We start from the raw sequence: 13,034 nt of genomic DNA, 5'->3' as shown, positions 1-13,034 counted from the left end.
TAAGGTATTAATAGCGCTAATATATGTCCCTAGATGCATTTCGACAAGAGCTGGCTACACCGCGAACCTCTATTCAGTTGTGTGCTCTAGGCATTATTGGTGGCGTTTGTGCTGCCTCTGTGATCATCTTATTCAGGTTAAGTGTTGAGTGGTTGCAACTCATGTACCTTGATGAGGTGAACGACTTCACATCATTGTCTGCGGCAGAGCGCTTGATCATGCCCATAATTGGTGTATTGCTTATTCTGTGTGTTGCCTACCTTACTGGCTTTAAACATTATCGTATGGGTATTCCATTCGTTATACATCGGGTTAAGCAACGTTTTGGGCACATACCGTTTCGTACCACTATCAATCAATTCTTTGGTGGGGCATTTGCCTTAGCGAGCGGCTTTTCCGTAGGACGTGAAGGGCCTTCGGTACATCTTGGTGCTGCTGGTAGTAGCTTCTTCGGACAATGGTTAAAGTTACCGCATAATAGCATTCGTATTTTGTCTGGTTGCGGAATTGCAGCGGGTATTTCTGCGTCATTTAACACGCCTTTTGCAGCGGTTATTTTTGTAATGGAAGTGGTGCTCAGAGAATACAAAATTCATATTTTCATTCCTATCATGCTGGCAGCCGCATGTGGAACCGTTATGACAAGAGCGGTCTTCGGCCAGGCACAAGAGATCGATTTTATTGAGTTCTTTGAATTTAGCCGCTGGATATACTTGTACTTGATCTTGTTTGGTATTTTGCTCGGTGGCCTGGCTACCTTGTTTAACAACGCGTTGATGAAAGTGATGTACATGTTTCAGCGCTTCAACATGATAAAGCGTTTACTGATCGCTGCATGTATCACTGGGGCTGTAGGTTATGTGTTGCCACAAGCGCTGGGAGCACACTTCTTTTCGGTGCACGATATGGTGTTACAGCAGCAGAATGTCATGTTGCTTGTGGCAGTCCTTTGCGCCAAGTTTTTCATAACGATTATTGCCATTGGCCTAGGTATTCCAGGCGGAATAATGGGGCCGGTATTTGTGCTTGGTATGCTAAGTGGCGCATTACTGGCTGCGCCGTTGGGCTTAGCCCTAGATAATATGGAGCAACTTAGCGGTAGCTTTGCTTTACTTGGAATGGCAGGGCTAATGACTTCAGTGGTGCATGCGCCACTTGCTGCGTTGTCGGCTGTGATGGAATTGTCTTATAGCCCAGAGCTAATACTGCCGGCTATTTTGGTCATTGTGCCGGCGTATGTAACTTCTACCCAATTTCTTGGTAACAGTTCTATCTTTATTCGCCAACTCGACTATCAAAAGTTGCCTTATAGTACGTCATCAGTCTTAGAGGCATTACAAAAAACTGGCGTGTTAGCGGTGATGGATAAAGAGTTCAAGCTATTTAACAATGCCCAGCAGCATAATATTTTGCAGTTTTTAGAAACCTCACCAACCCACCCTGTAGTGCAGCGCAACAGTGTAGAAATTGATGTGCAGTATGCATTGGTACAATACGACATTAGCCTTAGCCGTGAAGAGTCTTCCTTGGCATTCTTTACCATGCAAGGTGTGTCTTTTCAGTCAACGTTAGCCGAAGTTTACCAGATACTCCAAAGCAGCAGAGAAGGAGCGGTATACGTATATGAAAATGAGCCTAGCAATATTACAGGGGTAATTACTTGGAATATGCTGCGTAGCTATTTACATAAGGCGCAATACTAACACTGTTGTGAATTTATAATTTTCGGAGAACTTCTCTATGAGCATATTGTGGCTCAAAGCGTTACACCTATTTTTTATGATTGCTTGGATGGCTGGTATCTTCTACCTGCCAAGATTGTTCGTATACCACGCTGAAACTGATAACCAAGCGGTGCGTGACCAATTTAAGATTATGGAGCGCAAACTTTGGTTTTTTATTACGCCATTCGCTTTATTAACGTTAGTATTCGGCGTTAGCTTGATATACCAGTACGGCACGACTTGGTTAGCCAGTTCGGGATGGTTGCATGTTAAGCTGTTGCTGGTGGCGTTATTGTATGGTTATCATTTTTACCTGTTTTATTTACTAAAAGCCTTTGCCCGAGACGAGAACACCCACTCATCGCGTTTTTACCGTTTCTTAAATGAAGCGCCGGTGTTGGTTTTACTGGCAATTGTTAGTTTGGCTGTGGTTAAGTTTATTTAGCTTGGAAAGTAGGGACACAACGGCGTACAAAATTAAGTGTGTAAATATTTGTAAAACGAACACGATGAAGTTTGCGTTACATGTGGTTTTTGCTAATCTGAGATGGTGAAAAATTAATCAAGGAATGACATAATATGGATGTTGTACAGGTAAGATTACATACCCTTCTACGACAGACGGATATCGCATTTGAAGAGTATAAAAAACACCCAAACTCTACAGAGCGGGCAAAAGCCTATGAAGCGGCCAAATTAGCACTGGATGAACACATTGCCAGTATGCGCGTTTCTGTTGAGGCGCGTTTGAAATAATTATTCGGGGTGTAAGTTTTTGCTCTATCATCCCCTTGAGTATGTGGATCTACCCCCTCGATTACGTCAACCTTTCTCATCGACTACACAGATATAAGATTCGCCAAAGCGAATATGACATTGATGTGACATCAAGCATTTAACCCCCAGCTAAGAAAATGTTATCATCTGGCGATTATATGGCGCCAACGTATAGCCCTAACCACAAGTTAACTGCTCTGCAACGTCGCCCGTCTATTTCTAATTACAGAGTCAGATTTAATGTCAGAAGATTTAACCCAGCATTACTCGCAAATTCTATCGATTTTAGGTGAGGATACCCAGCGAGGTGGATTAGTAGATACGCCTAAGCGCGCAGCAAAAGCGATGCAGTTTTTAACCGATGGTTATGAAAAGAACCTTGATGACGTGGTTAACGGCGCGATTTTTGAAGCCGACACGGATGAAATGGTTGTTATTCAGAACATTGAATATTACTCATTGTGTGAACACCATATCTTACCCTTTATTGGTCAGTGTCATATTGCATACTTACCTAAGGGCAAAGTACTTGGTTTATCTAAGTTTGCTCGTATCGTGGATATGTACGCGCGCCGCTTACAAATCCAAGAAGGGTTAACTAAGCAAATAGCCGATGCAATTCAAGAAGTAACTGGTGCTGCTGGCGTTGGTGTGATTATGGAAGGTAAGCACATGTGCATGATGATGCGCGGTGTGCAAAAGCAGAACTCTTCAATGGTTACCTCTGTGATGTTAGGTGGAATGCGTAACTCTGACGCCACTCGCAATGAGTTTTTGCGTCTAATCGGTAAGTAACCTTTCAGCCAACGTAAATAGTCTTTTTATTCGTGCCGATATTGATTTAACTTCAGTATTGGCATGAATTTATCATGCGTGCTTCCCCAGCGCGTTTTTACTCGTAAACGACACACTTTTGCTCCAATCTGGTGCGCAGGCATCACTTCTGTATGGAAATTAACATGATATTGAAAACGACTCGTTTTATGCATCCTATTCGTCAAACCCTAAAAACTCTGCTTTTAATCACTGCAGTCGTCTTGCCTAGTGTCACATTGACAGGTCAAGTCAGCGCTAAACAAAGTGACACGTTGGATGAATATGGCCCAAGAACATTTAATGTTGAGAACAAATGGACAGCTATCGTTGCAGCCTATGAACCTGAAATTAAGGCAATTGATGCGGCGATAGCCAAATTACCGGATGCCAAAATCACTAAAACCATCACATTTCAGGGGGTTAAATATCAGTTAGGCACTTACAAAGGTGAGCCTATTGTTATTTTCACTACTGGTATCAGCGTGCCTAATGCAGCAATGACTATGCAAATGGCGTTAGATTATTTCCCCATTGATCGGGTGATTATGATGGGTATTGCTGGCGCGATTAGCAGCGAGTTCTCCCCTGGGGATATTGCTGTGCCAGCTAGATGGTATTTCCACGATGAGTCGGTGTACGTTAACCCCTCTATAGAAAATGATGGGGAATTTGTTTTGCCCGATTACTATGAAAAGTCATTGGCATCATTTCTAGAACGCCGTGAACAAGACCCTCATTCTCCAGCATATGAAAACTTTGGCTTTATTCACCCAGAGGAAATGGCCGTGATAAAAGAGGGGTGGGACAGCCCAAGACAAATGCCTTATTTTACCGCTTCCAGTGAGCTGCTTACATTGACGCAAAAGGCGCTGGAAAAAGTAAGCCCAATCGCCATGCCTTCCGGCAAAGCAATAAAAGTCAAAGTAGGTGGTAATGGGGTAACTGGCTCAGTGTTTTTAGATAACGCTGAATACCGCAAATGGGTGCGCCGTGTATTTAATGCAGATGTATCTGAAATGGAATCAGCAGCAGTGGCTCAGGTCTGTTTTGTGAATGATGTCGATTGGGTGGTTATTCGATCGATCAGTGATTTGGCTGGAGGCCAGCAAGGCAAGAATGTTGAAAACGTATTTGATGGCATTGCTTCAGGCACGGGGGCTAAATTGTTGCTTGGCGTTTTAGACGAAGTGGTGGCACTACCTGCTCAATAGGCTAAAAGATGTTTTATAACAAAAAACACCGTCATAGCGACGGTGTTTTTTTATTACACAATACGATTTATTAAAGCGTTAATTATGCGTCTTCGCGCTCTACTACTGCGTTGTGATATACATCTTGCACATCATCGCAATCTTCTAGCATGTCCATGAACTTGTCGAACGTAGCGACGTCTTCACCGGATACTACCGTTTCTGTTTGCGGCACAAAGGTAATTTCATCAGCGTCGAACTCTAGCTCTGGGTTATCATCAGTTAATGCTGTACGGGTTTTGAAATATTCTGTATGCGGAGCAAACACAGTGATTACGCCGTCTTCGCATTCTACTTCTGTTACGTCTACGTCTGCTTCCATTAGCACTTCTAGTACCGCATCTTCATCATCACCGGGGAAAGAAAATACCGCTTGATGATCAAACATATGGCTAACAGTGCCTGTTACACCGATCTTAGAATTTGTTTTGGTGAAACAGTTACGCACATCTGTAATGGTACGGTTATTATTATCAGTTAAGCAATCGACAATCACCATGCAGCCGCCCGGACCAAACCCTTCATAGCGGGCTGGAGTAAAGTCTTCACCGGCACCACCGGCGGCTTTATCAATTGCTTTGTCTATAACGTGACTAGGTACTTGGTCTTTTTTGGCTTTGTCGATTAATCGGCGCAAAGATAGATTTGCTTGGGGATCGGTGCCGCCGTTTTTAGCAACTACATAAATTTCTTTACCGTACTTAGAATAGACTTTGGTTTTAGCGCCAGCCGTTTTTGCCATGGCAACTTTACGTACTTCAAACTTTCTACCCATTTATGTTCTCTTCTTTATTATACAAATATAAGGATATGACTCAGATTTTACCGATAAATACGTGAATTGTACAAACGCCTTTGTGAGGCGCTTCGCCACGTTTGTATGCAAAATTTAAGGTAAATGCTCAGTCGCTAAATAATCATGTGATTGCATTTCTTTAAGTCTGCTCAGGCAGCGTCGAAATTCAAAGTTCAAGGCCCCCTGAGTGTAGAGTTCCTCAAGAGGTACTTCTGCTGACATGATCAGCTTAACGTTACGCTCGTAAAATTCATCTACCATAGCGATAAAGCGCCTAGCGATATCGTCTACGGCCTGTCCCATTTGCTCGACGTTGGCCAGTAAAATGGAGTGATAGCAGCGACTTAATTCCATGTAGTCTGTTTGGCTGCGGGGACCATCGCACAGTGCGCGAAACTCGAACATAGCGACGCCTTCGGCGTGATGAATAGCAGGGATCTGACGACCTTTTATGGTAATTGGCTCATTGTGTTGACACTCTTCAGGTGCGAGCTGAGTAAAATACATCGACAAGTTGTTGTTTGCTGTCTCATCAAGAGGATAGTGATAAATTTCGGCTTGTTCTAGTGTGCGCAAACGATAATCAATGCCACTATCGACATTCACTACTTGGGTGTGTTGATTTATCAAAGCTATAGCAGGTAAAAAACGAGCTCGCTGTAAGCCATTCCGGTACAGCTCGTCAGGAATGATATTAGATGTCGCTACCAACACTATCCCATGACTGAACATTTCCTCCATGAGTGTGCCTAAAATCATGGCATCAGTAATATCGGATACAAAAAACTCATCGAAGCAAATAACGTTGGCTTCACTGGCAAATTTAGCAGCAATAACTTTTAGAGGGTCAGATTTTCCACCAAGTGCTTTTAGCTCTTCGTGTACTCGGTGCATAAACCGATGGAAGTGCACGCGCATTTTCTTTTTAAAAGGCAGGCAATCATAAAATGTGTCGACCAAGTAGGTTTTGCCTCGGCCTACGCCCCCCCAAAAATATAAACCTTTGATTGTTTGTGCTGGTGTGTCTTTACCGAGTACGAATTTTATTTTCGCCCAAAGGCCCGGCTCTTTGTCAGGCGCCACAAGATCATCAAAAAGGCGTTGTAAATGTTTAACTGCATTGGCTTGGGCTGGGTCAGAATGAAAGTCGTCGCGTTGCAGATCCGATTGATATTTTTGCCAAGGGGTTAAAGCTGACATTAGGCGTGTCTTTTCCTTTTACTGAATGACCTTAAAAATCACTAAGCTATTCTTATTGAGGTATTGAATCCAAATTTAATGACCGCATAAATGCGTGACGGGGGTATAATATCAAAACGTGGTGTTTTTTGCGCTGTATGCCGTGCATAGATTGTTAAATAGTGCAGCTGGCTTTTGTAGATTGAAGTAATTGTGCGCATTATAGGTGCGTGTTGCTTTATAAGCTTATTATTGGAGTAAATATGGATTGGTTAATCGGTGTGGTTTTAGTGCTAGTTGGCGCAGTGCTGGGTTTCTTTGTAGCAAAATATGTCTATGTTGATAAAGAAAAGTCATCTAAAGACAGCCAGAAAGAACAAACATTGAAAGACGTAGTGATTCAACAATCATTAAATCACGTAGCAGAAAGTCGTAAAATTGCCGAGCAACTTGAAAAGCAATGCCAGGTGCTTACGCAAAATTTAGACAATTATGAAAGCTCGCTATCGCTGTTAAATACTGATGTTCAGAGCAATAACGTGAGTTTCTTTGGCGAGCATGCTTCTCCCTTTTTGCAAAATAAAGAGCAAAAAGTGAAACGAGAAAAAGACAGCGCAGATGTACAACCTTTAGATTTCTCGAATCAGAGTTCTGGTTTATTCAGTGGTAGTGACGATGTTCAACCTGAAAAGCAATCGAAATAACTGAACAGAGTGACCTAGGGAACTTTTTAAAGTGCAATGCAGTCTTTGTTGTGTTTATTAAGCTAATAAGTCATCCATGGAGTTATCGTTAAATGAGTAAAGTTATTAACCGCACTGTCATCACCAGTTGTGTTTTTGCGGCAAGCTTAATGATTGCCGGTTCTGCAAGCGCAGCCTTGCCATTTTTTTCAAGTGATAATGAACCCGTCACCAGTTTGGCTCCCATGTTGGAAAAAACCACGCCGGGTATCGTGACTATTTCTGTTGAGGGTACACAAGTATCTAGGCAACAGGTGCCTGAAATGTTTCGTCGGTTTTTTGGCGGAAATGGTGAGCAGGTACAAGAACGACCATTTAAAGGGTTAGGTTCAGGCGTTATCATTGATGCCGACAAAGGCTATATCGTCACCAATAACCATGTGGTCGACAACGCAGATGAAATCACCGTTAAGCTAAATGACGGCCGTGAAGTCAAAGCGAAAAAGTTGGGCGCAGATGAGCAAAGTGATATCGCGCTTTTGAAAGTCGATTCAGACAACTTGAACCTAGTGGCAGTTCCTCTAGCCGATTCTGACAAAGTACGCGTAGGTGACTTTGTGGTAGCGATAGGCAACCCCTTTGGTTTAAGCCAAACCGTTACCTCTGGTATCGTTAGTGCCCTGGGCCGTTCTGGTTTAAATATCGGTGGCTATGAAAACTTCATTCAAACTGATGCGGCCATTAACAGAGGGAACTCTGGTGGTGCATTGGTAAGTCTCAATGGCGAATTAGTCGGTATTAATACCGCTATCTTTGGCCCTAATGGCGGCAATGTAGGGATAGGTTTTGCTATACCAGCAAATATGATGAAAAGCCTTGTAGATCAAATCATCGAGTTTGGTGAAGTGCGTCGCGGCTTATTAGGTATTTTAGGTCAGGATGTTGACTCAGGGTTAGCTGAAGCAATGAACCTAGATGTCAGTCGAGGTGCATTCGTTAGTGAAGTGAATGAAGGTTCAGCCGCTGACATAGGTGGTATACAAGCCGGCGACATCATTATCGAGATTGAAGGACGACCTGTGACAAGTTTCCTTGAGTTGCGTGCAAAAATCGGTAGCAAAGGCGCTGGAACTAAAGTGAACCTAACACTATTGCGTAAAGGCAAAGAGAAAGACGTGCAAGTGACTCTTGGGGATGCAACCCAAAGCACGGTGGCAGCAAAAGAAATTCACCCTGCATTAGAAGGGGCTACGCTAACCAATGGTAAAACCAAGCAAGGCGTTGATGGCGTGGTAATTTCAGAGCTCACAGCGCGCTCACCTTCCGCGCTTATTGGCTTGCAAGACGGAGACGTAATTATTGGTGTTAATCGCCATAAAATCGATAACGTTATTGATTTGCGTAACGCACTTGACGAAGCAAAAGGTGTGATAGCGCTCAACGTTAAGCGCGGAGTTTCAACGCTTTATCTTGTGATCCGCTAGTTTTATTAAATTAATAGCAGCCCTAACACTGGGCTGCTATTAACTTTTTCCCTTCAGTGTTATTCTTAACCTCTGATAAGTAAGCTTTTATTAGCAGGTCCCTTGAAAGATTCATTAACGTTTTTGATTAAATCGGCCTTTGTCGGTGCCATCATCTCTGGGGTGATACTCCTTCTGGTGCCTGATTTACGCCATGGCAGCAGCTTAAACCTATCTATGTTCAACCCCGTTAGGCAGACTTCTGACAAGCTCAGTTTCAATCACGCGGTTAATGTTTCAGGCCCAGCTGTGGTAAATATTTACAGCCAATCAATAGAAAGCGGCAGTATATATAATCGCAGCCAAGCGGTTGAACGCACAAGTCTAGGCTCTGGCGTTATCATGAGTGAAGACGGGCTTATTTTGACGTGTCTCCATGTGATTGCCAATGCCAATAGCATTCTGGTTGGCTTACAGGATGGACGTCGAGCAGAAGCACAGATAATTGGGTACGACCCTTATACTGACCTAGCTGTGCTTAAGGTAGCCGAAGACAATCTTCACGTGATCCCCCAATTAGATGACCCAGGTACTCGGGTGGGCGACTTAGTACTTGCCATTGGTAACCCATATAATTTGGGCCAAACTATCACGCAGGGCGTTGTAAGCCGCGTTGGGCGTAACGGATTAGCTGCGTATTTTGATTTTATTCAAATGGATGCAGTGCTCAACGAAGGTAATTCAGGTGGCGCTCTTATCGACAGTAACGGCTATTTAATCGGTATTAATAACGCCAATTTCAAAACATTGGACAGCCAGCGCCGAGTAAAAGAAGTTGATGGTGTTTCGTTTGCTATCCCTTATGGGCTTGCCAAGAAAGTGATGGATGAAATTGTCGCAAATGGGCGCGTTACCAGAGGGCAGCTTGGTGTAGGCGCTGCAGAGGTTTATGGGCGCTCTGGTATATTGATTACCAGCGTGACGCCAGGCAGTTCTGCTGATAAAGGCGGTATTCAAACGAATGACGTCATGCTTGCGATAAATGGCCAACCTACAGATAGCGTCACCCAAACGTTAGACTTTATTGCTGAAACGAAACCAGGTACTGAGCTTGAAATTGAAGTAAGCCGTGGTGGACAGTTAGTCAACTTAACAGTCGTTGTTGCTGAACTAGGCGCTCAATAAGAGCGCGGCTAGGCTTAAAAAGCTTGGCGTTTAGTGAGTTGTTAGCCAAGCATTTTTCTACGCTATAATTTTATAAGTTATTGAATACGCTGTATATTTGCACCCAAACCATTGAGCTTGGTTTCAATGTGCTCATAGCCGCGATCTAAATGATAAATGCGATCGACTATGGTTTCCCCTTCAGCCACTAGGCCTGCAATGACTAAACTCGCAGAGGCACGTAAATCTGTTGCCATAACCTGTGCCCCTTTTAGGCTGGATATGCCATGACACACCGCACTGTTGGTTTCTAAATCAATTTTAGCGCCCATCCGTTGTAATTCAGGCACGTGCATAAAGCGGTTCTCGAAAATATTTTCTGTGACGACACCAGTACCTTCCGCTACGCAGTTAAGTGCGACAAACTGGGCCTGCATGTCAGTGGGAAAGCCCGGATGAGGAGCTGTTTTAATATTGACGCTTTTTAGAGGATGGCCTTGCATATCTAGCTCAATCCAATCGGCGCCCGTGGTGATCACTGCACCCGCCATAACGAGTTTATCAAGTACGGCATCAAGTGTGTCAGGGGCAGCATTTTCACAGCGAATTTTTCCTCCCGTGACGGCCGCGGCGATAAGAAAGGTGCCGGTCTCTATACGGTCAGGCAAAACGGCGTAACGGCTGCCTTGCAGTCGCTCGACACCCTGTATGCGAATTTTATCACTGCCGGCATGTTTGACCTTTGCACCCATTGCATTTAAGCAATTGGCCAAATCGACAATTTCTGGCTCTCGGGCGGCATTCTCGAGCACGGTTTCACCTTCAGCTAAACAGGCTGCCATCATCAGGTTTTCCGTCGCGCCAACGCTCACCATATCCATAAAGATGTTTGCGCCTTTAAGGCGGCCATCCACTTTTGCGCGAATGTAGCCTGCTTCAACCTCTATTTTGGCGCCCATTTTTTCTAAGCCTTGCAGATGCAAATTAACCGGACGCGCCCCGATAGCGCAGCCACCAGGTAAAGACACGTTGGCTTCGCCATATTTTGCTAATAAAGGACCCAGCACTAGAATCGATGCTCGCATGGTTTTGACGAGATCGTAGGAGGCATTGCAATTATTAATCCCGCTGGGATCAATTACCACTGAATGGCCTGAAATACGTTTCGCGTCAGCACCCAACTCAGCCAATAAGGCTAGGCTGGTATTAATGTCTCTAAGCTCAGGTACGTTATCAAAGTAGCACGTAGAATCGGCTAAAATACTCGACATTAATATTGGGAGTGCTGCGTTTTTAGCGCCTGAAATGCGCACTGAACCTTGTAACGGCTTAGACGCTTTTATGAGTAATTTATCCATGAAAATGCTCTTTTGAATGGTACACGAAGGTAAATAGTAGGGGTGACTTGATGTTGCTAAAGTCGCCTATTGAGGCATATTAAGTAGACGTTCTCGCTTCCATTGCTTTTCAGAGAAGGTTTTAATCGAGATTGCATGCATGGTACCTTGCGCGATAATGTCGCTTAAAGGAGCATAAACAAATTGTTGTCTCTTCACTCGGCTCATATCGTCAAATTGATCACTGACAGCAATAATCTGAAAATGCGAACCATCACCTGTGACGTGAACTTCTGCTAAGCCAAGTTTTTCCATAAGTAATTGTTCTATTTCTGAATTTTGCATAGCGTTCCTAAGAGTAAAATTAAACGGTTATTGTATCGGTAAAAAGCGCTCTACGTCGCTAATTTTAGCTAAATTTAACAATGTAGCGGGTGGGTTGGCTATTTTAAACTGAATATTTTTTTGCTTGGTGTCACGTATTAGGTTCATTATCCAAGCTAAGCCTGCGGTATCAATGTGTTCTACATTATGTAAATCAAGCATCAGCGGTTTATCATCGCTTTGTGCACTAGCAAGCTGTTGCAGGCTATTGCGCCAAAAATAAGGGACAGTATCACGATTTAAACTTCCCGAGAGCACAAAGCACTCTGGGGAAGCAGGATCGTTATCAACAGTCATGCGTGATGTGTTTGAATCACTCACTTAGATTTCCTTTTTGGCTTGCTCAAGGCTGATGGGTTGAGCAATTTTTTCTTTCATAATATCGATCACTTTTTGAATACCATCTTGGCGCAAAATAGATTCATATTCACTTTGTTTGCTAGACAACAAGCTAATGCCTTCAGCAACCATATCATAGGCTTTCCATTCATTCGTTTTGGTATTTTTACGCAGCTTGAATGAAATCTTGATATCCGGACGGCCGTCTTCTTTTACAACGGCGCGCACGGTGGCGGTTTTGTCTTCTGGTGCATCACGCAGCGGCTGAAAGACAACCTCTTGGCCATTGTAGTAAGTCAATGCAAGTGCGTAGGTGGTAATTAAATACTGACGGAAGACTTGAATAAATTCAGGGATCTTATCTTTGGGTACCGTTCTGAAATGTTTACCTAATACTTTAAGTGCTGCAAAGTTGTAATCGATATGCGGCAGTAAATCCTGCTCAATGATATCTCTTAAAATTTCGGGGTTTTTCTGAATTTCAGCGTGCTGGTCTTTTATCCTAGCAAAGGTTTCAGAGGCGACATCTTCCAATAATTTGTATGGGTTAACTTCTTCAGCGGTGGCAACACTGCTAAACATTAATATAAGTACTGCACTAAATATTCGGGTTATTTGTTTCATAAGGTATCTTTAATCCAACGTTATCAATTAATCATTTTTACTGAACAGGAACTGGCCAATTAAGTCTTCTAGTACTAGGGCTGATTTCGTATCGGAAATGTAATCACCCTCTCCGAGATCGGCTATACCGTCAATACTGAAGCCAGGTTGAAAGCCTACATACTGTTCACCTAGCAACCCTGACGTCAAAATTGATACTGAGCTTGTTTCGGGGAACTTGTTGTATTCCTGAGAAATCTTTAACGCGACCACAGGCGTATAACCGTCTGGGTCAAGGCTAATGCTATCAACGCGACCCACTATTACGCCCCCCACCTTAACGGCAGAGCGGGCTTTAAGGCCGCCAATATTATCGAACTTGGCATATAAAGTATAAGTTTCAGCGCCATTTGACATGCCTTGATTGACCGCTTTTAGCGCTAGCAATAGCCCAGCCGCTAAGGTCAATACCACAAACAAGCCAACCATAATTTCCACTTTCCGTGACGACATTACTTT

The 13,034-nt window shown here is 43.5% G+C and carries 15 protein-coding genes; 8 read left to right on the top strand and 7 right to left on the bottom strand.

From position 1 onward, the window contains the following. Positions 1-23: 23 nt before the first annotated feature. From GCHA_RS16395 to GCHA_RS16380, 5 genes are all read left to right on the top strand, one after another. Positions 24-1,703: a chloride channel protein gene (locus GCHA_RS16395; protein WP_007990220.1), complete on the top strand. Its 1,680-nt coding sequence runs from the start codon at positions 24-26 to the stop codon at positions 1,701-1,703. 37 nt (positions 1,704-1,740) lie between these two features. Beyond that, the gene (locus GCHA_RS16390; RefSeq protein ID WP_007990219.1) at positions 1,741-2,169 is read left to right on the top strand and encodes a CopD family protein; all 429 of its coding nucleotides are present in this window, start codon (positions 1,741-1,743) and stop codon (positions 2,167-2,169) included. A 134-nt stretch (positions 2,170-2,303) separates the two neighbouring features. Next, the gene (locus GCHA_RS23060; RefSeq protein WP_007990217.1) at positions 2,304-2,480 is read left to right on the top strand and encodes a hypothetical protein; all 177 of its coding nucleotides are present in this window, start codon (positions 2,304-2,306) and stop codon (positions 2,478-2,480) included. A gap of 261 nt (positions 2,481-2,741) precedes the next feature. Then, positions 2,742-3,296, top strand: a complete 555-nt coding sequence (gene folE / locus GCHA_RS16385) for a GTP cyclohydrolase I FolE (RefSeq protein ID WP_007990215.1) — start codon at positions 2,742-2,744, stop codon at positions 3,294-3,296. Between the two features lie 164 nt (positions 3,297-3,460). Next, positions 3,461-4,528: a 5'-methylthioadenosine/S-adenosylhomocysteine nucleosidase family protein gene (locus tag GCHA_RS16380; RefSeq protein WP_007990214.1), complete on the top strand. Its 1,068-nt coding sequence runs from the start codon at positions 3,461-3,463 to the stop codon at positions 4,526-4,528. Between the two features lie 82 nt (positions 4,529-4,610). Here the strand turns inward: GCHA_RS16380 and GCHA_RS16375 are convergent, their stop codons facing one another. After that, complete coding sequence (locus GCHA_RS16375) at positions 4,611-5,342, bottom strand: YebC/PmpR family DNA-binding transcriptional regulator (protein ID WP_007990212.1); 732 nt, start codon at positions 5,340-5,342, stop codon at positions 4,611-4,613. A gap of 114 nt (positions 5,343-5,456) precedes the next feature. Further along, entirely contained in the window at positions 5,457-6,563 is a 1,107-nt protein-coding gene (gene zapE / locus GCHA_RS16370; protein ID WP_007990211.1) for a cell division protein ZapE, read from the bottom strand. A 242-nt stretch (positions 6,564-6,805) separates the two neighbouring features. Between zapE and GCHA_RS16365 the strand changes: the two genes are divergently transcribed. The 3 genes from GCHA_RS16365 to GCHA_RS16355 all read left to right on the top strand — a co-directional run bounded on the left by GCHA_RS16365 (position 6,806) and on the right by GCHA_RS16355 (position 9,873). Further along, on the top strand, positions 6,806-7,246 hold the full coding sequence (locus tag GCHA_RS16365) for a ZapG family protein (RefSeq protein ID WP_007990209.1): 441 nt from the start codon (positions 6,806-6,808) through the stop codon (positions 7,244-7,246). A 92-nt stretch (positions 7,247-7,338) separates the two neighbouring features. Further along, positions 7,339-8,709: a DegQ family serine endoprotease gene (locus tag GCHA_RS16360; RefSeq protein WP_007990207.1), complete on the top strand. Its 1,371-nt coding sequence runs from the start codon at positions 7,339-7,341 to the stop codon at positions 8,707-8,709. Positions 8,710-8,811: 102 nt separating this feature from the next. After that, a complete protein-coding gene (locus tag GCHA_RS16355) occupies positions 8,812-9,873 on the top strand; it encodes a trypsin-like peptidase domain-containing protein (protein ID WP_007990205.1) in 1,062 nt (353 codons plus the stop codon). A 77-nt stretch (positions 9,874-9,950) separates the two neighbouring features. Here the strand turns inward: GCHA_RS16355 and murA are convergent, their stop codons facing one another. The 5 genes from murA to mlaD all read right to left on the bottom strand — a co-directional run bounded on the left by murA (position 9,951) and on the right by mlaD (position 13,028). Then, positions 9,951-11,210 (bottom strand): UDP-N-acetylglucosamine 1-carboxyvinyltransferase, encoded by a 1,260-nt coding sequence (murA, locus tag GCHA_RS16350; RefSeq protein ID WP_007990203.1) that lies wholly within the window; start codon positions 11,208-11,210, stop codon positions 9,951-9,953. Between the two features lie 66 nt (positions 11,211-11,276). Continuing rightward, complete coding sequence (locus tag GCHA_RS16345) at positions 11,277-11,534, bottom strand: BolA family protein (RefSeq protein ID WP_007990200.1); 258 nt, start codon at positions 11,532-11,534, stop codon at positions 11,277-11,279. Between the two features lie 27 nt (positions 11,535-11,561). Then, positions 11,562-11,894: an STAS domain-containing protein gene (locus GCHA_RS16340; RefSeq protein WP_007990198.1), complete on the bottom strand. Its 333-nt coding sequence runs from the start codon at positions 11,892-11,894 to the stop codon at positions 11,562-11,564. Then, the gene (locus tag GCHA_RS16335) at positions 11,895-12,536 is read right to left on the bottom strand and encodes an MlaC/ttg2D family ABC transporter substrate-binding protein (protein ID WP_007990197.1); all 642 of its coding nucleotides are present in this window, start codon (positions 12,534-12,536) and stop codon (positions 11,895-11,897) included. It abuts the gene before it with no gap. 27 nt (positions 12,537-12,563) lie between these two features. Continuing rightward, complete coding sequence (mlaD, locus tag GCHA_RS16330; protein ID WP_013752846.1) at positions 12,564-13,028, bottom strand: outer membrane lipid asymmetry maintenance protein MlaD; 465 nt, start codon at positions 13,026-13,028, stop codon at positions 12,564-12,566. Between the last annotated feature and the right edge of the window lie 6 nt (positions 13,029-13,034).

Origin of the sequence: Paraglaciecola chathamensis S18K6 (genome assembly GCA_000314955.1) — a bacterium.
Taxonomy (GTDB): domain Bacteria; phylum Pseudomonadota; class Gammaproteobacteria; order Enterobacterales; family Alteromonadaceae; genus Paraglaciecola; species Paraglaciecola chathamensis.
Note: the sequence above shows the minus strand (reverse complement) of the source record. Positions and strands in the feature narration are given on the sequence as shown.